23 protein-coding genes and 1 other RNA gene are annotated in these 22388 nt (G+C 64.5%); 4 read left to right on the top strand and 20 right to left on the bottom strand.

The features are described 5' to 3' along the window. Positions 1-17: 17 nt before the first annotated feature. The 4 genes from AC3FJ6_RS04530 to rplM form a co-directional block, all read right to left on the bottom strand. Positions 18-515, bottom strand: a complete 498-nt coding sequence (locus tag AC3FJ6_RS04530; RefSeq protein ID WP_488770850.1) for a bactofilin family protein — start codon at positions 513-515, stop codon at positions 18-20. A gap of 22 nt (positions 516-537) precedes the next feature. Beyond that, positions 538-1293 carry a DUF6776 family protein gene (locus AC3FJ6_RS04525; RefSeq protein WP_488770849.1) on the bottom strand — a complete coding sequence of 252 codons (756 nt, stop codon included), beginning with the start codon at positions 1291-1293 and terminating at the stop codon, positions 538-540. A gap of 242 nt (positions 1294-1535) precedes the next feature. Then, on the bottom strand, positions 1536-1928 hold the full coding sequence (rpsI, locus tag AC3FJ6_RS04520; RefSeq protein ID WP_066739492.1) for a 30S ribosomal protein S9: 393 nt from the start codon (positions 1926-1928) through the stop codon (positions 1536-1538). A gap of 14 nt (positions 1929-1942) precedes the next feature. Then, positions 1943-2371: a 50S ribosomal protein L13 gene (gene rplM, locus AC3FJ6_RS04515; protein WP_124682435.1), complete on the bottom strand. Its 429-nt coding sequence runs from the start codon at positions 2369-2371 to the stop codon at positions 1943-1945. Positions 2372-3132: 761 nt separating this feature from the next. Here rplM and AC3FJ6_RS04510 point away from each other — a divergent pair. Next, positions 3133-3555, top strand: coding sequence for an OsmC family protein (locus AC3FJ6_RS04510; RefSeq protein ID WP_153946555.1), 423 nt, complete (start codon positions 3133-3135; stop codon positions 3553-3555). A 98-nt stretch (positions 3556-3653) separates the two neighbouring features. Here AC3FJ6_RS04510 and rnpB read toward each other — a convergent pair. The 5 genes from rnpB to AC3FJ6_RS04485 form a co-directional block, all read right to left on the bottom strand. Further along, positions 3654-3998: RNase P RNA component class A (rnpB, locus tag AC3FJ6_RS04505), an RNA gene on the bottom strand. A 34-nt stretch (positions 3999-4032) separates the two neighbouring features. After that, positions 4033-4836, bottom strand: a complete 804-nt coding sequence (locus AC3FJ6_RS04500) for a DUF3025 domain-containing protein (protein WP_488770848.1) — start codon at positions 4834-4836, stop codon at positions 4033-4035. 5 nt (positions 4837-4841) lie between these two features. Beyond that, on the bottom strand, positions 4842-5876 hold the full coding sequence (gene pyrC / locus AC3FJ6_RS04495) for a dihydroorotase (protein WP_488770847.1): 1035 nt from the start codon (positions 5874-5876) through the stop codon (positions 4842-4844). Between the two features lie 15 nt (positions 5877-5891). Beyond that, positions 5892-7190, bottom strand: coding sequence for a glycerate kinase type-2 family protein (locus tag AC3FJ6_RS04490; protein WP_488770846.1), 1299 nt, complete (start codon positions 7188-7190; stop codon positions 5892-5894). Next, a complete protein-coding gene (locus tag AC3FJ6_RS04485; RefSeq protein WP_488770845.1) occupies positions 7187-8260 on the bottom strand; it encodes a tartrate dehydrogenase in 1074 nt (357 codons plus the stop codon). Before AC3FJ6_RS04485 ends, AC3FJ6_RS04490 begins: the two co-directional genes overlap by 4 nt. Positions 8261-8381: 121 nt before the next feature. On the opposite strand from AC3FJ6_RS04485, the gene AC3FJ6_RS04480 reads away from it, so the two are divergent. Continuing rightward, complete coding sequence (locus tag AC3FJ6_RS04480; RefSeq protein ID WP_153946551.1) at positions 8382-9212, top strand: class II glutamine amidotransferase; 831 nt, start codon at positions 8382-8384, stop codon at positions 9210-9212. Positions 9213-9506: 294 nt separating this feature from the next. On the opposite strand, the gene AC3FJ6_RS04475 is transcribed toward AC3FJ6_RS04480, so the two are convergent. The 6 genes from AC3FJ6_RS04475 to AC3FJ6_RS04450 all read right to left on the bottom strand — a co-directional run bounded on the left by AC3FJ6_RS04475 (position 9507) and on the right by AC3FJ6_RS04450 (position 15335). Beyond that, positions 9507-10241, bottom strand: coding sequence for an amino acid ABC transporter ATP-binding protein (locus AC3FJ6_RS04475; RefSeq protein ID WP_153946550.1), 735 nt, complete (start codon positions 10239-10241; stop codon positions 9507-9509). Further along, positions 10238-10921 carry a glutamate/aspartate ABC transporter permease GltK gene (gene gltK, locus AC3FJ6_RS04470; RefSeq protein ID WP_153946549.1) on the bottom strand — a complete coding sequence of 228 codons (684 nt, stop codon included), beginning with the start codon at positions 10919-10921 and terminating at the stop codon, positions 10238-10240. The genes AC3FJ6_RS04475 and gltK overlap by 4 nt, the downstream gene beginning before the upstream one ends. Positions 10922-10932: 11 nt before the next feature. Beyond that, complete coding sequence (locus AC3FJ6_RS04465) at positions 10933-11661, bottom strand: amino acid ABC transporter permease (protein WP_400394325.1); 729 nt, start codon at positions 11659-11661, stop codon at positions 10933-10935. 65 nt (positions 11662-11726) lie between these two features. Next, a complete protein-coding gene (locus AC3FJ6_RS04460; RefSeq protein WP_153946547.1) occupies positions 11727-12626 on the bottom strand; it encodes a glutamate/aspartate ABC transporter substrate-binding protein in 900 nt (299 codons plus the stop codon). 313 nt (positions 12627-12939) lie between these two features. Beyond that, positions 12940-14247 (bottom strand): Glu/Leu/Phe/Val family dehydrogenase, encoded by a 1308-nt coding sequence (locus tag AC3FJ6_RS04455; RefSeq protein WP_066739501.1) that lies wholly within the window; start codon positions 14245-14247, stop codon positions 12940-12942. 131 nt (positions 14248-14378) lie between these two features. Further along, on the bottom strand, positions 14379-15335 hold the full coding sequence (locus AC3FJ6_RS04450) for a LysR family transcriptional regulator (RefSeq protein WP_400394323.1): 957 nt from the start codon (positions 15333-15335) through the stop codon (positions 14379-14381). 189 nt (positions 15336-15524) lie between these two features. Between AC3FJ6_RS04450 and AC3FJ6_RS04445 the strand changes: the two genes are divergently transcribed. Then, the gene (locus tag AC3FJ6_RS04445) at positions 15525-16070 is read left to right on the top strand and encodes a cysteine dioxygenase family protein (protein WP_488770844.1); all 546 of its coding nucleotides are present in this window, start codon (positions 15525-15527) and stop codon (positions 16068-16070) included. 61 nt (positions 16071-16131) lie between these two features. Next, positions 16132-16590: an Lrp/AsnC family transcriptional regulator gene (locus AC3FJ6_RS04440; protein WP_092595370.1), complete on the top strand. Its 459-nt coding sequence runs from the start codon at positions 16132-16134 to the stop codon at positions 16588-16590. A 10-nt stretch (positions 16591-16600) separates the two neighbouring features. Here the strand turns inward: AC3FJ6_RS04440 and AC3FJ6_RS04435 are convergent, their stop codons facing one another. The 5 genes from AC3FJ6_RS04435 to AC3FJ6_RS04415 form a co-directional block, all read right to left on the bottom strand. Further along, positions 16601-17269 (bottom strand): hypothetical protein, encoded by a 669-nt coding sequence (locus AC3FJ6_RS04435; protein WP_488770843.1) that lies wholly within the window; start codon positions 17267-17269, stop codon positions 16601-16603. 238 nt (positions 17270-17507) lie between these two features. Next, positions 17508-18281 (bottom strand): ABC transporter permease, encoded by a 774-nt coding sequence (locus tag AC3FJ6_RS04430; protein WP_488770842.1) that lies wholly within the window; start codon positions 18279-18281, stop codon positions 17508-17510. A 2-nt stretch (positions 18282-18283) separates the two neighbouring features. Beyond that, positions 18284-19159, bottom strand: a complete 876-nt coding sequence (locus tag AC3FJ6_RS04425) for an ABC transporter ATP-binding protein (RefSeq protein WP_488770841.1) — start codon at positions 19157-19159, stop codon at positions 18284-18286. Continuing rightward, positions 19156-20214 carry an ABC transporter substrate-binding protein gene (locus AC3FJ6_RS04420; protein WP_488770840.1) on the bottom strand — a complete coding sequence of 353 codons (1059 nt, stop codon included), beginning with the start codon at positions 20212-20214 and terminating at the stop codon, positions 19156-19158. Before AC3FJ6_RS04420 ends, AC3FJ6_RS04425 begins: the two co-directional genes overlap by 4 nt. Before the next feature lie 172 nt (positions 20215-20386). Further along, positions 20387-22279: an ABCB family ABC transporter ATP-binding protein/permease gene (locus AC3FJ6_RS04415; protein ID WP_400391048.1), complete on the bottom strand. Its 1893-nt coding sequence runs from the start codon at positions 22277-22279 to the stop codon at positions 20387-20389. Positions 22280-22388: the final 109 nt, after the last annotated feature.

The following is a 22388-nucleotide window of genomic DNA, read 5'->3' as shown; positions in this document are numbered from 1 at the left end:
TGGGCGAGTGCGTCACCTCAGGCCGGCACGCTGGCGCCTTGGGTCGCCTTGCCTTCGCTCGCCTGGTTTTCGCTGCCCTTGGCTTCCGCCGCATCGGCTTCAGACGTCACTTCCACTGTCTCGGCGGGTGGCACATGGTTCGGCAAGGCGCGAATTTCCCCTTGCACCAACGGCACCAGCCGGCCTTCGACAATCGCGCCCTGGTGCATTTCAAGCGCCGCATAGCGCACCTCACCGTAGACGCGCGCATGAGGCTGCAGCTCGAGTAGTTCGGCGGCATGGACCGGGCCCGTCACGGTGCCGTTCAGGATCAGGTGATCCACGCGCACCTCGCCCTCGACCACGCCCTTCTCGCTGATCACCAGCATGCTCGACTTACCGTCGGCGGCCACGACGTTGCCACGCACGCGACCGTCCAGACGCAATCCCCCGGAAAAGGTCACATCGCCTTCGATGGCGGCGTCCTGCCCCACCAGCGTGTCGATGGACAAGCCTTTCTTCTTCGAAAACAGCATGTTGTACTCCTCTTTGCGCTGACTACGGCGTGGCCGTCTGCGTCGTCCGGACCTGGCCGTTCTGGACGATGCGGACCGATACGGCGCGGACTTCGGCGTCCTGCGGAATCGCCAGGTCGCCTTCGATGCGTTGGTAATGCGTCAGCCGGATTGCCGGCAGCGGCGCATCGCCCGGCTGCGGCAACATCAACGTTAACGGCTTGCCGTGTCGATTTCCCGAGATTGTGAATTGCACTTCACCCCTGAACTCGGGCTGCTCGACAAAGGCCTTTGACCCACCCTGCATGACCAGCAGCCGGTAATGCAGGGCGCGGGGCTGCGTTTCATCCATGGCCACGCGGAAGCTCCGGACGTGGATACCGGACGTGTCCCCCGACGCCGGCAACAGGGATTCGAAGAATCCCAGATCTTCTTTCAGCTGTGCCACCTCGGCCTCGGCCGACTTGACCTGTTCAGCCATGCGTTCCTGCGCGGCGCGCGCGATCTGCAACCGAGCCTCGGCCGTGTTGGCGCTCTGCCGCAGGCTGTCGCGCTCGGCGGACACCTCTGCCAGTTGCTGACGCAACTGTTGATGGGCCGCCTCCGGCCCGGCGTCGGTGGCGGGCAGCGGCGCCGAACGGCGCCCGGCCTCATAGGCCGACACGCCCGCAACTGCTGCCACCACGCCCACCAGCACAGCAACAAACAGCCTGGTTCGCCACGGCCGGTAGGTCCGCACAATGGCCCGCCCTGCCCGCAGCCTGCCACTTCGGCGCAACGGCCGGTACTTCACCCCCATTGCGATATCCGCCAGGCTTTGCTGTGACCCATCGTCTATCTCCCCGATCCGCAGGCCCGTGATTGTATCGCCGGGCGATCATCGCGCGAACGAAAAGTGTAAGAAATGGCAAGTTTGCATCAGGGTTGAGACGATGTCGCGGGCTGGCTGGACGGGCGACAGGCGAAAAAAAAACCGCACGACGAATCGTGCGGTTTTTTGGGCTGCCAGACCCGGCGATGCCGGACCGGGACAACAGCGAATTAACGCTTCGAGAACTGCTTCCGGCGACGTGCCTTGTGCAGACCGACCTTCTTACGTTCGACTTCACGCGCGTCACGCGTCACGTAGCCAGCCTTCGACAGGGCCGACTTCAGCGTTGCATCGTAGTCGATCAGGGCGCGGGTGATGCCGTGGCGAACAGCACCGGCCTGGCCGGTTTCGCCACCGCCGGTCACGTTGACCTTGATGTCGAACGTTTCGGCGTGAGCCGTCAGTTCCAGCGGCTGGCGCACGATCATCAGCGAGGTTTCGCGAGCGAAATACTCTTTGATGGGCTTGCCATTGACGATGATGTCGCCCTTGCCCGACTTGATGAAGACACGAGCCACTGCGCTCTTGCGGCGGCCAGTACCGTAATTCCAGTTACCGATCATGGATATTGGCCCCTTTAGATTTCCAGCACCTTGGGCTGCTGTGCGCCATGCGGATGCTCGCCTTCGGCATAAACCTTCAGCTTCTTGATCATCGCGTAGCCCAGCGGACCCTTCGGCAGCATGCCCTTGACAGCCTTTTCCAGGGCGCGGCCCGGGAAACGTTGCTGCATCTTGCCGAACGTGGTTTCGTAGATACCGCCCGGGTAACCCGAGTGGCGGTAGTACTTCTTGTCCTGTTCCTTGGTACCCGTCACGCGCAGCTTGGCCGCATTGACGATGATGATGAAATCACCGGTGTCGACGTGAGGAGTGAATTCCGGCTTGTGCTTGCCGCGCAGTCGGCGTGCCACTTCGCTGGCAACACGGCCGAGGACCTTGTCCGTCGCGTCAATCACGTACCAGTCGCGCTTTACCTCTGCAGGCTTGGCGGAAAAGGTCTTCATGATTTTTTCCTGATTTTGAAAACTGCCCGAGATGACGGTCGCCGTTTTAGCGTCCTGTCAGCGGCCGGTCCTTTGGACCTGGCCTTCCTGCTTGTATCTGCAGGCTCTCCCTGAATCTTTTTCCGGGGGCAATGACCGGAAAGCCGACGATTATACTGGGCGTTCTCGCCATCGCACAAGCAAAGTTGTGGCTTTTCGTCAAGCAGGCCGCACCGGGCAGCGGGACAAAGCGCCGCTTGCGCCGCAACGACCGGCTTCCCACGGCCCTTGACCCTTGCAATCGACGAAAAAAAACCCAAGTCGTATTGGACTTGGGTTTGAATCCACCAAAGGAGGAGGGTGGAGGAGACACCGGGCGATCGACGGGGCCGGTCAGGGCGGGCGGTGCGGCGAGCGATTCGGGTACGTTACCGGCTTTCGCTTTCGCACTCTGGCGCGCTCATCAGCGCCGTCGTTCGATGGAATGGATTATACATACGGCCCTCCGGGATGCAAGAAAATTTGCACTGCGAAATGCAACACCACAATGTGAAATGGAGAAAGCCGCGCTCACGATCCGTCGATATGTATAAAAATCAATGAGTTAAGAGCAACCGCCGGGTGGTGCATGGACACCACACTAGAGGAAACCTTCGGAATATTAGGGGTAATCCCGCACCCAGAGTGCATGTGGCGATTGCCCTATACTCGCGGAATGCAAGCCGTACGACGTGCGCCGCCGTGCGCGTCAAAACACCATCAGGAAACGAGGAACGAAAAAAATGGAATGCAAAGTGACATGGTCAGGCCCGGAGGGCATGAGCTTTATCGCCCAGACCGGCAGCGGACACCTGGTGGCGATGGACGGTGCGCCCGACGGCGGTGGCAACAACCTGGCACCGCGTCCGATGGAGATGGTGCTGCTGGGCACGGGCGGCTGCACCGCCTATGACGTGGTGCTGATCCTCAAGCGCGGCCGCCAGGACGTGCGCGGCTGCTCGGTCAAGCTCGAGGCGGAACGCGCCGACGCGGACCCGAAGGTCTTCACGAAGATCAACTTCCACTTCACGGTGACCGGCAAGAACCTTGACCCCGCCAAGGTGGAGCGCGCCATCGAGCTGTCGCACGAAAAGTACTGCTCGGCGTCGATCATGCTGGCCAAGACCGCCGAGATCACCCACACCACCGAGATCATCGAAGGCTGACCGGCCCCTGCCCGGCAGCCGCCCCCGCCTCAAAGGCTGCCTTGAAAGCAAAACGCCCGGCGCAGAACTTCCTGCGCCGGGCGTTTTTGTATCCGAAAGAGCAAAGCAGGCCGATAAGCCGGATTCTGTGCACACCGCATGCCTTTGCAGGCACACGGCATGTGACAACCATTCCTCTAGGCCGCCCGTTACCGGACGGCTCCAGCTCCCTACCCGCAGACTCGGCGGGCCGCTTCATCGTCTGCCTATTTGGGATTGCTCCAGGTGGAGGTTACCGCGTTTCACCCTTCCCGCCAGCCGAAGCCGGCGGCAAGACTCGTCTCTGTGGCCCTATTCCGCACGTTGCCGTGGATGGCTGTTAGCCAACACCCTGCCCTGTGGAGTCCGGACTTTCCTCCCCTCACCCCCTTGCGAGGGCAAGCAGCGATTGTCTGGCCTGCTTTGCGGGCCGCAGTCTAACACCGAAGTGGACGCCGGTCAGCCCTGCGTGGCCGGAGCGGCCATCCGGCGGCCTGGCCGGAACACGCTGGTATCGGCGTAGAACGACGGATCGGCATTGCCATCGCACCAGCCAGGAATGCCCAGCACCGGCAGTGGCGCGAAACTGCGCCCGCCGGCAAGGCGGCCGGCGTCGGCCGCACCGGCGAGCGAATCCGCCAGCAGCCGGTCGAGCTGGTCCAACGGGGTATCGGGCGCGGCCGGAATCCACCAGGCATGGGCCGTGACCGACTTGTAGGGTTGGACCAGCTTTTCCAGCAGCGCATGGCCGAACGGCACCACGGTACATCGGGCGTGCCACGCGTTGCGCCGCGAGACAAACAGCTCGTGCCACGCAAACCCGCGCAGCGCGTCGAACAGCGAGGCATCCCGACTGACGAAGATGACCGCGTTCTCGTCGAACAGCGTCGCTGCATCGCGCAGGCCGCCCCGCACCTGGCCGACGCCGTCGCGCGCGATGGCCTCGGCCTGCAGCCGGTTCAGCAGGCGCTTGGTCTCGGGGAAATGCAGCCACACAAGTGCGTTGAACGCATCGTGAAGGTTATCGCGCGTCGGCACATGGCCAGTGGCGTAGATATGAGCCTCGTAGGCGACGCCCTCGGGCAGGTCGGCCTGCGGCACGAACCGCAGCGGCAACCCTTGCGCGTTCCGCAGGTGAGGCACATGCGCGGCGCTCGCGTTGAGCGCCTGGCGCAAGTCCCCGCCGGTGAAGGCCGGGGCGGACGCGGCGAACCCCGCAAACGGCCGGAACCACGGCCGCGTCCAGTCGATGGCGGACAGCAAGCCGCTCAGCTCGCCTTCCAGCGCAGCGTTTCGCCGGCGCGCAGTGGCACCAGCGTGGTATCGCCGTACGGCAGTTCGGCCGGCAGCTCCCAGTCTTCGCGCGTCAGCGTCAGCGTGCCGGTGTTGCGCGGCAGGCCGTAGAATGCCGGGCCGTTGAAGCTGGCGAACGCTTCGAGCTTGTCCAGCGCACCGGCCGTGTCGAACGCCTCGGCGTACAGCTCCATCGCGTGCAGTGCCGTGTAGCAGCCGGCGCAGCCGCAGGCGTGTTCCTTCAGGCCGCGTGCGTGCGGGGCGCTGTCGGTGCCCAGGAAGAACCGTTCGCTGCCCGACGTGGCCGCCTTGACCAGCGCGTCGCGGTGGATTTCGCGCTTGAGCACCGGCAGGCAGTAGTAATGCGGACGGATGCCGCCGGTGAAGATGGCGTTGCGGTTGTAGAGCAGATGGTGCGCGGTGATGGTCGCGCCGATGGGGCCTTCGGCCTCGGCCACGTACTGGGCGGCATCGCGCGTGGTGATGTGCTCGAAAACCACCTTCAGCTCTGGCATGTCGCGGCGCAGCGGCTTCATCACACGGTCGATGAACACGGCTTCGCGGTCGAAGATGTCGATGTCGCCATCGGTCACCTCGCCGTGCACCAGCAGCGGAATGCCTTCGCGCTGCATCGCTTCCAGCGTCGGATAGCAGCGGCGGATATCGGTCACGCCGGCGTCGCTGTTGGTGGTGGCGCCTGCCGGGTAGAGCTTCACCGCGTGCACGAACCCGCTGGCCTTGGCCGCGACGATTTCCTCGGGCGGCAGGTTGTCGGTCAGGTACAGCGTCATCAGCGGCTCGAACGCCACACCGGCCGGCAGCGCGGCCAGGATGCGGTCGCGGTAGGCACGGGCCAGCTCGACCGTGGTCACGGGCGGCTTCAGGTTCGGCATGATGATGGCGCGCGCGAACTGGCGCGCCGTGTCGGGCAGCACCGCCGACAGCGCGGCGCCGTCGCGCACGTGCAGATGCCAGTCGTCGGGGCGGGTAATCGTAAGCTTCTGGGTCATGGGGACAAGCACAACTTAGAGAATCAGGATGGCGCGGTAATCGTTCACATTGGTGCGCGTGGGGCCGGTCACCACGAGGTCGCCCACGGCGTCGAAGAAGCCCCACGCATCGTGCGTGTCGAGCTTCTGCCGTGCCGAGACACCGGCCGCTGCGGCGCGGGCCAGGGAATCGGGGCCGAGCAGCGCCCCGGCATTGTCCTCGGACCCGTCGATACCGTCGGTATCGGCCGCGATCGCATGGATATCGGCCGCGCCGTCCAGTTCGATCGCCAGCGACAGCAGGAATTCCGAACAGCGACCGCCGCGGGCCCCTTCCGACGCACCGCTGGGCAATGTGACCGTGCATTCACCGCCCGAGATCAGCACCACCGGCGCGGAGAACGGCGCATTGTACTTGCGAATCTCGCGCACCAGTGCCGCGTAGACGCGCGCCACCTCCTGCGCCTCGCCGGTCACGGTATCGCCGAGCAGCACGGGCTGGATGCCCTGGCGGCGGAACTGCGCGGCGGCGGCGGCCAGACTGCCATGGGCCGTGGCAATCATGCGATTGTCCACACGGGCGAACAGTGGATCGCCCGGCTTTGGCGTTTCGGCGATCTCGCCGCGTGCGCCGCGATCCAGGTGCGCCTGGACGGTCGCCGGCACCGTAGCGCCGTAACGCTTGAGGATTGCCAGCGCATCGGCATAGGTGCTGGGGTCGGGCACGGTCGGCCCCGATGCGATCGCGCTGGGGTCGTCGCCCGCCACGTCGGACACGATCAGCGTGGTCACGGGCGCCCGGCTGGCCTGCGCAAGCCGTCCGCCCTGGATGCGCGAGACATGCTTGCGCACGATATTCATGTCGGTGATCGGCGCGCCACAGCGCAGCAATTCGCGGGTAGTGGCCTTCAGGTCCGCCATCGGAATACCTTCGGCCGGCAGCGACAGCAGGCTCGATCCGCCGCCCGATACCAGCACGATCAGCCGGTCGTCGGGGCCCAGCGACTGCACCTGCGCCAGGATGTCGGCCGCGGCCTGCTCGCCGGCTTCATCGGGCACCGGATGGCCGGCCTCGATCACGCGGATATGCGCGGTCGGCAGGCCGTGCGCGTAGCGCGTGACCACCACGCCTTCGAGCGTGGCGTGGCCGGCGTAGGCCCGTTCGACCGCCAGCGCCATCGACGCGGCCGCCTTGCCGGCGCCCACCACCAGCGTGCGGCCGCCGGCATGGGGCGGCGGCAGGTGGCTGGCGACGATTTCCAGCGGATCGGCGGCCGCCACGGCGGCGCGGAAGCTCTCGAGCAGCAAGGTACGGGGGCAGCCCTGGAAGTTCACAGTGCCTCCGCGATGGCCTGGCCCAGATCGGCCGTGGAGGCGGTCCCGCCAATATCGCGCGTCAGCGGCGCATGTCCCGGCCCGGCCGCCAGCACCTTTTCGATGGCCTGCAGCACGGCGGCGCCGGCCTCGGCGTGGCCCAGGTGTTCCAGCATCATCGCGCCGCACCAGATCTGGCCGATCGGGTTGGCGATGCCCTTGCCGGCGATATCGGGCGCCGAGCCGTGCACCGGCTCGAACAGGCTCGGATAGACCTTGTCCGGATTGATGTTGCCCGACGGCGCCACGCCGATCGTGCCCGTGCAGGCCGGGCCCAGGTCTGACAGGATGTCGCCGAACAGGTTGCTGGCCACCACGACGTCGAACCAGTCCGGGTGCTGCACGAAGTGCGCGGTCAGGATGTCGATGTGGTACTTGTCGACCTTCAGGCCGGGGTAGTTGGCGGCCATGGCCTCCACGCGCTCGTCCCAGTACGGCATCGTGATCGAGATGCCATTGGACTTGGTGGCCGACGTCAGATGCTTCTTGGGTCGTTTTTGCGCCAGTTCGAACGCGAATTTCAGGATGCGGTCCACGCCGTGGCGGCTCATCACCGTTTCCTGCACCACGATCTCGCGGTCGGTATTCGGAAACATCCGCCCGCCGATGCTGGAATACTCGCCTTCGGTGTTCTCGCGCACCACGTAGAAGTCGATGTCGCCGGGCTTGCGGCCGGCCAGCGGGCTCTTGATGCCCGGCATGAGACGCACGGGCCGCAGGTTCACGTACTGGTCGAACGAGCGCCGGAACTGCAGCAGCGACCCCCACAGCGACACATGGTCGGCGATCTTCTGCGGCCAGCCCACCGCGCCGAAGTAGATGGCGTCGTACTTGACCAGCGTGTCGAACCAGTCGTCCGGCAGCATCTTGCCGTGGCGCTCATAGTATTCGTAGCTGGAAAAGTCGAAGTGGTCCCACTGGAAGTCGATGCCAAAGCGCCGCGCCGCGGCGTCCATGACACGGATGCCTTCCGGCATCACTTCCGTTCCGATTCCGTCTCCGGGAATGACAGCGATCTTGTATTGACTCATGGCTGGGAAGGGCGAGGTGGCGGGGGGCGCGGGCGCCCGGCTTGGCAGCATCGGGCACGCGCATGATAATGTCTGCATTCTATTGCAAAGCGGCAGCCCCCTGCCGCACGGTGCCCTCGCCATGTGCCAGCTGCTAGGCATGAACTGCGCCACGCCCACCGACGTGACGTTTTCCTTTACCGGCTTCGCCGCCCGCGGCGGCGTGACAGACCATCATGCCGACGGTTTCGGCGTGGCGTTCTTCGAGGACAAGGCCTGCCGCCTGTTCATCGACAACCAGTCGGCCGGTACGTCGCCGGTGGCGGACCTGATCAAACGCTACCCGATCAAGTCGAAGAACGTCATCTCCCATATCCGCAAGGCCACGCAGGGAACGGTGCTGCTGGAGAATTGCCACCCATTCATGCGCGAGCTATGGGGCCGGCACTGGATCTTTGCCCACAACGGCGACCTGAAGGGCTTCACGCCGTTCCTGTCCGGGGTCTACCAGCCCGTGGGCGATACCGACAGCGAACTGGCCTTCTGCACGCTGATGCAGGGCCTGAGAAAGCGATTTCCAGGGTCGCAGCCACCGCTCAACGAGCTGGGCCATGCCCTGGCCGACATTACCCGCGACATTACGCTGCATGGCGTTTTCAATTTTTTGCTATGCAACGGGCAGGCGTTGTTCGCGCACTGCTCCACGCGGCTGTACTACATCGTGCGGCAATGGCCGTTTTCGAAGGCCCATCTGATCGATGCCGACCTGTCGATCGACTTCTCGCAGGTCACCACGCCGGACGACCGCGTGGCGGTGATTGCCACCGCGCCGCTGACCGACAACGAGACGTGGACCCAGTTTTCCCCGGGTGAGCTGATCATGTTCGAGGACGGCAGGCCCACCATGACGTGGACGGTACCGATCCCGCCGGAAGTCCAGGCGAAGAACGCGGCCAATACGGCGTGTACTTGAAGGGGATCGGGTGTCCGCGAGCTGCCTCACGATCGAGGGGCGGCTTGTTGTTGGATGGCCAACGCCGTCGAACACGCCCAAGGGGTGACAGATGGTGAGGTCTTGGGTCCCTCTCCCCTCAGGGGTAGAGGGTGCGGGAGAGGGGTGGGCTACCAACGAGCCACGCTGAAGCGAAGCCGTCGGTTTGTTCCAGCACGCAAGCCCCGGAAAAGGCTGTCGGTTTTGCGCACCCTTGCCTTCTCCCCCAACCCCTCTCCCGCGCAGCGGGAGAGGGGAGCAAACCAGCGGTCTGCTTCAGTGGTGCAAGATCTTCGACAGGAACTGGCGGGCGCGTTCCGAGCGGGCGTCGATGTTGCCGAAGAACTCTTCCTTCGGGCAGTCTTCGACGATCTTGCCGGCGTCCATGAAGATCACGCGGTTGGCCACCTTGCGGGCGAAGCCCATTTCGTGGGTCACGCACATCATGGTCATGCCTTCCTGCGCCAGCTGAACCATCACATCCAGCACTTCGTTGACCATTTCGGGGTCAAGCGCCGACGTCGGCTCGTCGAACAGCATGCAGATCGGATCCATCGACAGCGCACGGGCGATGGCCACGCGCTGCTGCTGGCCGCCCGACAGTTGGCCCGGATACTTCGATGCCTGGCTCTTCAGACCCACGCGCTCCAGGTACTTCAGGCCCTTGGCCGTCGCCTCTTCCTTCGAGCGGCCCAGCACCTTCATCTGGGCGATGGTCAGGTTCTCGGTGATCGACAGGTGCGGGAACAGTTCGAAGTTCTGGAACACCATGCCCACGCGCGAGCGCAGCTTGGGCAGGTTGGTCTTCGGGTTGCCCACCGACGTGCCATCGACCAGGATGTCGCCCTTCTGGAACGGCTCCAGCGCGTTCACGGTCTTGATCAGCGTCGACTTTCCCGAGCCCGACGGGCCGCACACCACCACCACTTCACCCTTGGCGACCTGGGTCGTGCAGTCCGTCAGCACCTGGAAGGCGCCGTACCACTTGGAAACGTTATTAATTTCGATCATACGGCCACCTTTTTCTGATAACGCTTGACCAGCAGCGAAGCGGAGAAACAAATGATGAAGTACACGAGGCCGGCGAACAGCAGCATCTCCACGATGCGGCCATCCCGCTCGCCAATGCCGTAGGCCTGGCCGAAGAAGTCCGCCAGCGCGCTCACGTAGACCAGCGACGTATCCTGGAACAGGATGATGCCCTGCGTTAGCAGCAGCGGCACCATGTTGCGGAACGCCTGCGGCAGCACCACCAGGCGCATGGTCTGGCCATAGGTCATGCCCAGCGCCTGCGCGGCGAACATCTGTCCGCGCGATACGCTCTGGATACCTGCGCGGATGATTTCCGAGTAGTACGCGGCCTCGAACAGCGAGAACGCGATCAGCGCGGACGTCATGCGCAGGTCGGACGCGGCGTTCAGATTGAACACCTTCTGCAGCAGCTGCGGGATGATCAGGAAGAACCACAACAGCACCATCACCAGCGGGATGGACCGGAACAGCGTCACGTACCCCTGCGCGAACCAGTTCAGCGGCTTGCTCGACGACAGGCGCATCATCGCCAGGATCGTGCCCCAGACGATGCCGACGATCACGGCCGTCACGGTGATCTTCAGCGACACCATCATGCCCTCGCCGAGCACGTGGAGGGTCGATGCGTTGATCGAGCTGAAATCGAATTCGTATGCCATGTTCCAGCTCCTTACTTGCCGCCGATGAAGCCCGGCACGCGGGTACGGCGTTCCACCCAGCGCATCAGGAACATCACCGTGAAGTTGATCAGCGCGTACAGCAGCGTGACCGCGATGAACGATTCATACGGGCGCGCGGTGTAGTCCACCAGCTGGCGGCCTTGCGCGGCCAGTTCCAGCAGACCGATCGTCGACGCCACGGCCGAGTTCTTGAAGATGTTCAGGAATTCGGACGTGATTGGCGGCACGATGACGCGGAACGCCATCGGCAGCAGCACGTGGCGATACGTTTGCGACAGGGTGAAGCCCATGGCCAGGCCGGCGTTCTTCTGACCGCGCGGCAGCGAATTGATACCCGAGCGCACCTGTTCGCAAACCCGGGCGGCGGTAAACGTGCCCAGGCAGATCATGGCGGCCAGGAATTGCTGCGTGAACGGGTTCATCTGCTTGATGGCCTCGCCGCCGGGCAGCAGCTCCGGACCGACGAAATACCAGATGAACAGCTGCACGAGCAGCGGAATGTTCCGGAAGATCTCGACATAGGTGGCGGCGAAACCCGACAGCCACTTGTTCGGCACGGTGCGCAGCACACCGAGCACGGAGCCGATGACGAGCGCGATCACCCACGACGACAGGCCCAGCGCGATCGTCACCTTGAGACCGGAAATCATCCAGTCCAGGTACGTCTCGTTGGCGGCGGCCTGCTCGAGGAAGACTCCCCAGTGAAAAATGTAATCCATAGTGCGTCCTCAAAAAGAAACGGAAGGACTGCTCCTTCCGTTTCGCACTGCTCCAATCGCGCAGATCAGTCGAGTGCCTTGTCGTTCGGGTTCTTGAAGAGCGCCTTCATGTCTTCGGACAGCGGGAAGTCCAGGTTCAGGCCCTTCGGCGGCACCGGTTGCTGGAACCACTTGGTGTACATCTGGTTGATCGAGCCGTCCTTCATCAGGCCGGTGATCACATGGTCGGCCAGCTTCTTGAACGGCACGTCGTCCTTGCGGATCATGCAGCCGTACGATTCACGCGATTGCGGCTTGCCCACCACGATCCAGTCGTTCGGGTTCTTGGCCTTGGCGCGCTCGCCGTACAGCAGTGCGTCGTCCATCATGAACGCCACGGCACGGCCCGATTCCAGCGTCAGGAACGACTGGCCATGGTCCTTGGTGCTGATGATGTTCATGCCCAGCTTCTGGTCGTCGTTCATCTTGCGCAGCAGGCGCTCGGACGTCGTACCGGCCGTGGTCACCACGTTCTTGCCCTTCAGGTCGGCCCAGTCCTTGATGCCGCCGTCCTTCTTCACCATGATGCGCGTGCCGATGATGAAGATGCTGGTGGTGAACGAGGCCTGCTTCTGGCGCTCGAGGTTGTTCGTCGTCGAGCCGCACTCGATGTCGATCGTGCCGTTCTGCAGCAGCGTGATGCGGTTCTGCGAGGTGATCGGGATTTCCTTGACCTGCAGGTTCGGGAGCTTCAGCTGGTCCTTGATGGCTTCCACGATCTTCATATTGATATCGTAGGAATAGCCTACCTGGCGCACACCGCCCAGGTTGTAGTTGAACGGAATCGAAGAGTCCCGCACACCCAGCGTAATGACACCCGTATCCTTGATCTTCTGCAGCGTACCCGTCAGCGGCTCGGCTGCCTGTGCGCTCGCGCACAGCATGCCTGCCGCAATCATCAGGCCGGCCAACTTGGCAACATTCATAACATCTCCTTGACCATGAAGAGAGAAAGGCGCGACTGTAACAGACAGTCCCGCCGGCGAAACAGTATTGCTTAGCTCGTCACCCAAGACAACGGGTTTTTCCCCTAACTGGTGCCATTTCAGGCAGCGTTTCGCGGCAATGCGCCAAAATGAGACACGACTGCCAACGTCGGATTGCAAGTTTCCGGAAGCGGCTTCAATAGAAAAACGGCGACCGGAACAAGTCCGGTCGCCGTTTCTCAGTGAATCAGGATGCGGGCCAGATTTGCTGCGTTGCAGCAGCCCTGGCGTCCCGTTCCTTGACCCGCCTGCATCATGGATACAGACCGCGCATTTCGCGCGCCTGCAGGATCCGCGAGCAGGCGACGATGAACGCGGCCGTACGCAGCGTGACCTTGTTGTCCTGGGCAACCTGCCAGATCGCCCGGAAGGCTTCTTGCATGATTCGTACCAGGCGTTCGTTGATTTCCTCTTCGGTCCAGAAGAAGCTCGAGAAGTCCTGCACCCATTCGAAGTAGGACACCGTCACGCCGCCGGCGTTGGCGATCACGTCCGGGCAGACCAGAATATTGCGCTCGCGCAAGATGTCGTCGGCCTGCGGGGTGGTCGGGCCGTTGGCGCCCTCGATCACCAGCTTCGCCGTGATCTTCGGCGCGTTCTCGGCCGTGATCTGGCCTTCCAGCGCGGCCGGGATCAGGATGTCGCAGTCGACTTCCCAGAACTGGTCGCCCTTGATGACTTCGGCGCGATAACCCTCGATCGTGCCGCTGTGCGACGCGTATTCCATCATCGCCGGCACGTCCAGGCCAGCCGGGTCGAACAGCGTCGTGCGGTGATCCTGCACCGCCACCACCTTGGCGCCGGCCTCATGGAACAGCTTGGCGGCCACGGCGCCCACGTTGCCGAAGCCCTGCACGGCCACGCGTGCTCCCTTGACGTCCATGCCCAGGTTGCGGGCAGCCTCGGAACCGACCACGAACACGCCACGGCCGGTGGCCTCGTGACGGCCCAGCGAACCGCCCAGCGAGATCGGCTTGCCGGTCACCACGCCGGTGGCGGTGCTGCCCGAATTCATCGAGTAGGTATCCATCATCCAGGCCATGACCTGGGCGTTGGTGTTCACGTCCGGCGCCGGAATGTCCTTGGTCGGCCCGATGATGAGGTTGATCTCGCTGGTGTAGCGGCGCGTCAGGCGTTCCAGCTCGCCGTGCGACAGCGTGCGCGGGTCCACGCGGATGCCGCCCTTGGCGCCGCCGTACGGCACGTTCACGGCCGCGTTCTTCACCGACATCCACGCCGACAGCGCCATCACCTCGGACAGCGTCACGTCCTGGTGAAAGCGCACGCCGCCCTTGCCCGGGCCGCGCGACAGGTTGTGCTGCACCCGATAGCCCTCGAAGTGGGCGATGGTGCCGTTGTCCAGTTCGATGGGTACGTCGACGATCAGCGCACGCTTCGGGCGCTTCAGGGTTTCAACCCAGCGTGCCAGCGAGCCCAGGTAGGGCGTGACACGGTCGACTTGCTGCAGGTAGATGCCCCAGGGACCGAGATTGTCGGCGTTCAGGTACGAAGGCAGGGCGTGAGCATTGGAGACGTTTTGCGTCGGTGCTGCGGAAGACATCGTTGGTTTCCGAGTGAAGGTGACACGGAGCATATCGGCGCCCCCTTCCCCGAATCCAATGCCGTTTGCTCATTCACCACATGACGGTTATGCAAGACTTGCATAACGTTGGCGAGGTGCCCCGGCCCTTGTCAGGCGGTCGTTGACGGGGCAACCAGGGTCGCCCACACCTTGTCCACCAGCTGGCGCTTGCGCCGGAGCTGGCTGCCGCGCCGTTCGCCGCCTTCCGCCGGCCGCTCGCGGTAGAGCCGGATTTCCATGTCGATCGATTGCGGCAGGCCGCGCGCGGCCTCGGCCCGCACCAGGCGGCCGGCAGCGACGTCCTCGCGCACCGTGCTTTCTGGCAGAAATGCCATGCCGTGGCCCGCCAGCGCCATGACCTTGAGCGCCTCGGCCATATCGGTTTCGTAGCATTTGTCGAGCTTGAGCGAATCGGTGGACTCAGCCAGCAGCATGTCCACCATGCGGCCCAGAAACGCATTGGGCGTGTAACTGAGGAACGGCACCGGCTTCTTGTCGGTGCCCGGCAACCGAAACAGCGGGCGGCCCGTGGCGTCGGGCACGCTGTACGGCGACAGCCGTTCCGTGCCCAGTACCAGCATGTCGTAGTGTGCCGGATCGAGCTGGATGGCCTGACGCGGATGGTGGTAGACCATCACAAGGTCGCAGCCACCTTCCACCAGCATCAGCACCGCATCGTGGACGTTCAGCGCGCGCAGGCGGCATGGCAGCGTGCCCAGCTTGCGCTCCACGCCTTTGAGCCATTCCGGGAAGAATGTCAGCGACAGCGTGTGGGGCACCGCGAATTCCAGCACCTGCGCGTTGGCCGACCGCTGGCCGCGCATCAGTGCGCGCGTTTCGCTGACCTGCGCCAGCATCGCCAGCGCCTGTTCGTAGAACACCTTGCCGGCCTCGGTCAGACTGGTGGGATAGCTCGACCGGTCGATCAGCTCGGTGCCCACCCAGGCCTCCAGTGACTGGATACGCCGGGAGAACGCCGGTTGCGTGACATGCCGCAGTTCCGCCGAGCGCGAGAAGCTGTGCGTCTCGGCCAGGCTGACGAAGTCTTCAAGCCATTTGATTTCCATGGCGCGGATTATCGCCTGATGGAGCAACGCCGGCGCAGTCCGCAAAAACATTCTCCAAAGTTGCGATTTATTGGAATGTAATTACAATGCAGAGCAACTTGGGACGACATTTCGCATGCTGGTGCTCCGGACGCGCTTTTAAGATGAACGCTATCGCACATATCGCACATCAAGAAGAACGCGCCCGCCATGGAAGCCGCCGCATCCCCCATCCGTTCCACGCCGTCCCCGTTGTCCTCGCTGGCCTCGGGCATGGAAGCCACGCTCTCGCAGAGCGCCCGCATGGTCGCCGCGCACGTGGCGGCCAGCCTGCCCGACGCGGACACGCTGCTGGCCAGCCTGCCGCCCGGGGCGCTCGAAGGCAGCCCAGACAACTACACGCGCTATCTGGTCTATGCCGATCCCTACGAGCGTTTTTCGGTGATGGTGCTGGTCTGGCGCCCGGGCCAGCACAGCCCGGTGCACGGCCATCGCACCTGGTGCGCATACCGGGTGCTGCGCGGCACGCTGTCCGAACGGCATTACCGCTGGAATTGCGAGAATCGCACGGCCAGCCAGACCGGCGCCGCGACGCGCGAGGCAGGCGACACGTTCAGCGTGCCGGCCGGCCTGCAGCATATCCACGCACTGGGCAACGACAGCCACGCGGTGGCCGTGTCACTGCACATCTACGGCGTGGACCAGGACCGCATTGCCACCGGCGTGAACCTGCTGGTGGATACCATCGTCAGCTGACATCCGCCCTGGCAGGGTGGCCGGCGGCTGGCGCCCACCCACCTTACCGTACCTGACAACGATGGACCGCTATGACCGCCAGATCCTGGGCATCCTGCAGGAAGATGCCTCCGTACCCGTTGCCGACATCGGTGAACGCGTCGGCCTGACCTCCACGCCGTGCTGGCGCCGCGTACAGAAGCTGGAAGAGTCCGGCGTGATCCGCAAGCGCGTGGCGCTGCTCGATGCCGCCCGGCTCAATGTGGGCGTGACCGTCTTTGTGTCGATCCGCACCAGCCAGCACAACGTGAAATGGCTGAAGACCTTCCACGACCTCGTGGCATCGATTCCGGAAGTCACCGAGTTCTACCGCATGGCGGGCGACACCGACTACCTGCTGCGCGTGGTGGTGCCCGATATCGCCGCCTATGACGCCGTGTACAAGAAGCTGATCCAGGGCGTGGAACTGGCCGATGTCAGTTCCAGCTTCGCGATGGAGCAGATCAAGTACACGACGGCGCTACCGCTGGACTACGCGTAGCGCCTGGGGGCTACTTCGGCGAATGCACGACATCGACACCGAGCCGGAACGTGCCGATCTTCGGCTGCTTCGGCAGATCGGTGCCGATGGCGTCGATGACCAGACGCATGCCCGGCTTGGTCCGGTATCGTCCGCCGGACTGCAGCCCGGGATTGTCGGCCGGGTCGTACCAGACGATCAGCGTGCCGCGACCGGCATGCCCGCCGGCGGCCTCCAGCTGGCCCAGGGTGCCTTCCTGCCCCGAGCCGCTGACATTGCGCTGCGCACGCAGCCATAGCGGATAGACGCGGTTTCCATAGGCGTCGCCTTCCATGCTCGCCAGCACCTTCAGCGCGGTATAGCCGTCCCGCGGGACCGCGACGACCTGCTTGCGCTGGGTGCCCTTGGCGACGAACTGGACGCGCGAGCCTTGCCACGGCGCCTCGGCGGTGTAGGTAAAGACCGTCGGCTGCGCAGCCGCGCCGGGGGCGACCACCACGTTCAGGTCGTCCAGCGTGTTGTCGCCGATCTTGTACCACCGCCGGTCATCGGCGCCAGGCCGTTGCCCGGCTTCGGCATGGGCGTCATTGGCCCAGATGTACCTGCCGTAGGTCACGCAGCTTCCCAGCGGATACTCGCTCTTCTGCTGCCACCGCTCGATCGCGCTGCAATCGCTGGGGCGTTCTGGCGAATCTGCCATGGCATTCGCCGCGGATGACAGCAGCAACACCAGCGCCGCGGACGAAGCCGCCGCTCGCCGGCAAATCTGGCTTTTTCTTGGCATGGTCGAACCTTGAGTTTTTGGTTGATGGACGGCCAGGGCACGTTGCCCCGACGTCCACAACTCTAGGTATCGGCCCACGCGCCAACAATCGCCATCCGTCCAAAGATGGCGGTGGCTTGTTGCCGTCCCGGCCCGGTGGGACGGTGCGGCGCGATCAGCCCCGATGCGCCCAGCCTGTCATCCGCTTTTCCAGCACGGCAAACAGCTCGTACATGACCATCGCCATCACGGCAATCACCACCAGCCCGGCAAAGGCCAGGGGCATCTTCATCGCCGATCCGGCCGACACCAGCAGGTAGCCGATCCCTTCGTTGGCCGCGTTCATTTCCGACACCGTGGTGCCCACGAACGCCAGCGTGATGGCGACCTTGAGCGACGCGAAGAAGAACGGCAGCGCGCGCGGCAGGCCCACCTTGATGAGCACGTCGCGCCGCTTGGCGCCCAGCACACGTAGTACATCCTCCAGTTCCGGTTCCAGCGTGGCCAGCCCCGTGGCGATGTTGACCATGATCGGAAAAAACGAGATCAGGAACGCGGTCAGGATGGCCGGGCCGGCGCCCAGGCCGAACCACACCACCAGGATTGGCACGAAGGCCGCCTTGGGCAGCGCGTTGAATGCCGTCATCAGCGGGTATGTTGCCGCGTAGGCCAGCCGCGACGAGCCCATCAGCATGCCCAGCACCACGCCCACCACGATGGCCACGCCGAAGCCGACCATGGTGGTCCAGAACGTACGCCACGCGTGCCCGGCGATCACGCCGGCATACTCGAACAGCGACGCCACGATCGAAGACGGGCTGGGCAGGATGAAGTCGGATACGTCGAAGACCAGGCACGCCCCCTGCCACAACAGCAGGCAGGCGCCAAGCAGAATCCACGGGGCGACGCGCTGTACGCGCTTCGCCTGGAGAGAGGACATCGTCGTCATGTTCAGGGCCGTCCCGCGTTGTCAGTGTGGTTGCCGGGCTTGTGGCCGATCTTCTCGCGCAGTTCGTGCACGCGTTCGGCAAACGGTTCGGTATAGGTAATGTCCAGCGGGCGCGGACGCGGCAGGTCGATCTCGCGGCGCAGCACGATCCGTCCCGGGCGCGCGCTCATCACATAGACCGTGTCGGCCAGGAACACAGCCTCGCGCAGGTCGTGGGTGACGAGGATCACGTTGAAGCGTTGCGCCTGCCAGAGGTCGCGCAGCACGCACCAGAGTTCCTCGCGGGTGAAGGCGTCGAGCGCGCCGAACGGCTCGTCCAGCAGCAGCATGCGCGGCTCGTGGATCAGCGCGCGGCAGATCGACGCACGCTGCTGCATGCCGCCCGACAGCTGCCACGGATACTTGTCCTCGTAGCCGGCCAGGCCCACCGTCTTCAGCAGCGCACGGGCGCGCTCCACATACTCCGAGCGCTTCTTGCGCATGGTCGACCGGTACGGCTCGACGATCTCCAGCGGCAGCATCACGTTGTCGAGCGTGGTGCGCCACGGCAGCAGCGTAGGGGCCTGGAAGGCCATCCCCACCTGCTTGAGCGGCCCCGTCACCTTGGCACCGTTGATGCTGACCGCGCCGCGCGTGGCCGGCCGCAGCCCGGTGGCCAGCTTCATGAACGTGGACTTGCCGCAGCCCGACGGCCCGACGATGGCGATGAATTCGCCTTCGCGCGCCTGCAGCGAGATATCCTCGACCGCGAACTCGCCGCGGCGGGCCAGTTCGTCGTCGTAGGCCAGCCAGACGCGATTGAAATCGACGAACGGCTTGGCGGGCTGCTCGCCGACCGGCGTGCCCGAGGCGGGCATCAGGGCTTCGCGCGCCATCATCGCAATACGTCCAGTTCGGCGGCCGAAGGCAGGTAGGCGTCGGTCCACAGCCCATCGGGATTGATGCGGCCCTTGGTGCCGAACGCGTCGGCCACCTGCGAGGCCATCAGCGACAGGCGGGGCTTGCTCACGCGGCCGAAGCCTTCGGCCTTGGCGTCGGGCGACTTCACCACGCTGTCCAGCGCGATCTTCAGACGGCGGAGTTCCAGCTTCTCGTCGATGATCCCGTCGCGCGCCTTGACGGCCTTGACGCCGTCTTCGGGCCGCGCGATCACGTCCTTCGCCGATTTCGCAAACGCCCGCAGGAAGGCCTTGACGGCCTCGGGGTTGCTCTTCAGGAACTGTTCGGATGCGATGACCGCGTTGCCGTAGAGCTTCACGCCGTATTGCGGGTACGGCAGCACCACGATGTCCTCGTCCTTCACGCCGCGCGCATTCAGGTTCAGGATCGACGTGAACGAGAAGCCGGTGATGGCGTCCAGATCGCCGCGCGCCAGCATGGTCTCGCGCAGCGTGGGGTCCATCGCCTGCCAGTTGAACGCCCCGGCCTGCAGGCCGTTGGCCTTGGCGAAGATCGGGAAGGCGCGGCGGCCGGCGTCGAACACCGGGGCGCCGAGCTTCTTGCCGGCGAGGTCCTTCGGCGCCTTGATGCCCGACTTCTTCAGCGCCAGCACGGCGGCCGGCGTGTTGTTGTAGACCATCATCACGGCCACGGGGCGGTTCTTCGCGTCGGGGTTGTTGCCGTAGAACTCCATCACCGACGCCAGGTCGGCAAAGCCCATGTCGTACGTGCCCGAGGCCACGCGGTTGACCACGTTGCCCGACCCGTTGCCGGCGTCGATGGCCACGTCGAGCTTTTCGGCCTTGTAGTAGCCCTTCTGCTCGCCCAGCAGGAACAGCGCCGACGGGCCTTCGAAGCGCCAGTCGAGCTGGAAGCGGATCTTCGTGGGGGCCTGCGCCTGCGCGGTGCCTGCGCAGAGTGTCGACAGCACCATCGTGGTGCCCAACGCGGTGCACAGCTTCAGCAGATGACGGCGCAAGGGGGTTTGCGGCATGAACCTTCTCCAGTAGTTGATCTCTCTGGAGGGGACTTTTCGCAAGGGACGTGCCAGCTTTTCACCACCACGTCATGCACCGGCGCAAGGCGTGCGCGCGGTGCATTGACGAACCATGATTGTGCGCGGCCCGCTGTCGGCATGCGTTGCCGACAGCAATTGTCGACAATCGTCAGGCGTCCTGCGTGGCGTCGCCCACCTCGACGTCGCGCGCGTCGGCATCGGGCGAACCCTGGGCGGCGTTGCGCGCCTGGATCTGCCACATCTCGGCGTAGCGGCCGTTGGCACGCATCAGGTCGGCATGGGTGCCGCGCTCGACGATGCGGCCGTGGTCCATCACCAGGATCTGGTCGGCATGGACCACGGTGGACAGCCGGTGCGCGATCAGCAGCGTGGTGCGGTTCTGCGCCAGCCGCATCAGTTCGGCCTGGATGGCCTGCTCGGTGCGCGAGTCCAGTGCCGATGTGGCCTCGTCGAACACCAGGATCGGCGGATTCTTGAGCAGCGTGCGGGCGATGGCTACGCGCTGCTTCTCGCCGCCAGACAGCTTCAGGCCCCGCTCGCCCACCGGCGTGTCGTAGCCCTGCGGCAGTTCGCGGATGAAATGGTCGATCTGGGCAGCCTGGGCGGCGGCGATGACTTCCTCGCGCGTGGCCTCTGGCCGGCCATAGGCGATGTTGTAGTAGATGCTGTCGTTGAACAGCACCGTATCCTGCGGCACGATGCCGATCGACGCGCGCAACGTGGACTGGCGCACGCGGCGGATGTCCTGGCCGTCCACCTCGATGTCGCCCTGCGTCACGTCGTAGAAGCGGAACAGCAACCGGGCCAGCGTGGACTTGCCCGATCCGCTGTGGCCGACCACGGCCGTGGTGGTGCCGGCGGCAATCGTGAAATCCACATCGTGCAGGATCACGCGATTCGATTCGTAGCCAAAGCCGACGTGGCGAAAGCGCACCTCGGCACCGCTGACCCGCAGCGGCGGCGCGTCGGGGCTGTCGGCCACCTCCTGGTGGGTGCCCAGCAGCACGAACATGCGGTCCATGTCGGTGGTGGCCTGCTTGATCTCGCGGTAGATCACCCCCAGGAAGTTGAGCGGGATGTACAGCTGGATCATCAGCGTGTTCACCAGCACCAGGTCGCCCAGGGTGAGCTTGCCGGCCGCCACGCCTACCGTGGCGCGCCACAGGATCAGGATCAGGCCCGTGGCGATGATGGCCTGCTGACCGAAGTTCAGGAACGACAGCGAGTTCTGCGAGCGGATGGCCGCGGTGCGATACGTGCGCAGGTTCTCGTCGTAGCGGCGCGCCTCGTATTCCTCGTTGCCGAAGTACTTGACCGTCTCGAAGTTCAGCAGCGAGTCGATGGCCTTCTGGTTGGCGCGCGAATCCAGTTCGTTCATCTTGCGCCGGAAGTGCGTGCGCCACTCGGTCACGACGATCGTGAACGCGATGTAGCCCACCAGCGCGCACAGCGTGATGGCCGCGAACCAGATGTCGTAATGCAGGAAGAAGAAGCCGATGACCAGCGACATTTCCACCAGCGTCGGCAGGATGCTGTACAGCGAGTACGAAATCAGCGACTGGATGCCACGGGTGCCGCGCTCGATGTCGCGGCTCATGCCGCCGGTCTGCCGCTCCAGGTGGAACCGCAGCGACAGCGCGTGCAGGTGCCGGAAAACTTGCAGCGCGATCTCCCGGACCGCGCTTTGCGTCACCTTCGAAAAGAGGATTTCACGCAACTCCGTGAACAGTGAGCCCGACAGCCGCAGCACCCCGTAGGCGATGATCAGGCCCACCGGCACCACCAGCAGCGCCGTGGCGTCGCCTGGCTTGATGTCCATTGCGTCGACGAGCTTCTTCATCAGCACCGGCACGCCCAGATTGGCTACCTTGGCGGCCACCAGGCAGGTCAGCGCCAGCATCACGCGCCACTTGTAGTGCCAGACGTAGGGCAGCAGGTTGCGGACGGTCTGCCAGTCGCTGCGGGGCGCACCGGCGCCCTTGAACAGTGCATTGGCCGGCTCCGTGGGGGCGGGCTCGGCGGTCGTGGAATAGCGGCGCATACGTTAGAATTCGTGCCAATGCCGCGATTGTCGCAGAGATCGCCACGGCCGGCAGACCACCGTCCTGTTGCCTTATGAATTCCCCGTATTTCCCGCTCTCATCGATCGC

The sequence above is a fragment of the Cupriavidus sp. 94F1 genome (genome assembly GCF_057798875.1).
This window is presented reverse-complemented; position numbering and strand designations above follow the sequence as displayed.

Bases quoted from the DNA above. Each gene is read 5' to 3' on its own strand.
- AC3FJ6_RS04480 (WP_153946551.1), top strand. From the start codon at position 8,382: ATGTGCCAGCTGCTAGGCATGAACTGCGCCACGCCCACCGACGTGACG.
- AC3FJ6_RS04415 (WP_400391048.1), bottom strand. From the start codon at position 22,279: ATGCGCCGCTATTCCACGACCGCCGAGCCCGCCCCCACGGAGCCGGCC.
- AC3FJ6_RS04475 (WP_153946550.1), bottom strand. From the start codon at position 10,241: ATGATCGAAATTAATAACGTTTCCAAGTGGTACGGCGCCTTCCAGGTG.
- AC3FJ6_RS04530 (WP_488770850.1), bottom strand. From the start codon at position 515: ATGCTGTTTTCGAAGAAGAAAGGCTTGTCCATCGACACGCTGGTGGGG.
- AC3FJ6_RS04450 (WP_400394323.1), bottom strand. From the start codon at position 15,335: ATGGAAATCAAATGGCTTGAAGACTTCGTCAGCCTGGCCGAGACGCAC.
- AC3FJ6_RS04485 (WP_488770845.1), bottom strand. From the start codon at position 8,260: ATGAGTCAATACAAGATCGCTGTCATTCCCGGAGACGGAATCGGAACG.
- AC3FJ6_RS04430 (WP_488770842.1), bottom strand. From the start codon at position 18,281: ATGACGACGATGTCCTCTCTCCAGGCGAAGCGCGTACAGCGCGTCGCC.
- AC3FJ6_RS04445 (WP_488770844.1), top strand. From the start codon at position 15,525: ATGGAAGCCGCCGCATCCCCCATCCGTTCCACGCCGTCCCCGTTGTCC.
- AC3FJ6_RS04435 (WP_488770843.1), bottom strand. From the start codon at position 17,269: ATGGCAGATTCGCCAGAACGCCCCAGCGATTGCAGCGCGATCGAGCGG.
- AC3FJ6_RS04525 (WP_488770849.1), bottom strand. From the start codon at position 1,293: ATGGGGGTGAAGTACCGGCCGTTGCGCCGAAGTGGCAGGCTGCGGGCA.
- AC3FJ6_RS04465 (WP_400394325.1), bottom strand. From the start codon at position 11,661: ATGGATTACATTTTTCACTGGGGAGTCTTCCTCGAGCAGGCCGCCGCC.
- rplM (WP_124682435.1), bottom strand. From the start codon at position 2,371: ATGAAGACCTTTTCCGCCAAGCCTGCAGAGGTAAAGCGCGACTGGTAC.
- AC3FJ6_RS04510 (WP_153946555.1), top strand. From the start codon at position 3,133: ATGGAATGCAAAGTGACATGGTCAGGCCCGGAGGGCATGAGCTTTATC.
- AC3FJ6_RS04455 (WP_066739501.1), bottom strand. From the start codon at position 14,247: ATGTCTTCCGCAGCACCGACGCAAAACGTCTCCAATGCTCACGCCCTG.
- gltK (WP_153946549.1), bottom strand. From the start codon at position 10,921: ATGGCATACGAATTCGATTTCAGCTCGATCAACGCATCGACCCTCCAC.
- AC3FJ6_RS04420 (WP_488770840.1), bottom strand. From the start codon at position 20,214: ATGCCGCAAACCCCCTTGCGCCGTCATCTGCTGAAGCTGTGCACCGCG.
- rpsI (WP_066739492.1), bottom strand. From the start codon at position 1,928: ATGATCGGTAACTGGAATTACGGTACTGGCCGCCGCAAGAGCGCAGTG.
- pyrC (WP_488770847.1), bottom strand. From the start codon at position 5,876: ATGACCCAGAAGCTTACGATTACCCGCCCCGACGACTGGCATCTGCAC.
- AC3FJ6_RS04440 (WP_092595370.1), top strand. From the start codon at position 16,132: ATGGACCGCTATGACCGCCAGATCCTGGGCATCCTGCAGGAAGATGCC.
- AC3FJ6_RS04425 (WP_488770841.1), bottom strand. From the start codon at position 19,159: ATGATGGCGCGCGAAGCCCTGATGCCCGCCTCGGGCACGCCGGTCGGC.
- AC3FJ6_RS04460 (WP_153946547.1), bottom strand. From the start codon at position 12,626: ATGAATGTTGCCAAGTTGGCCGGCCTGATGATTGCGGCAGGCATGCTG.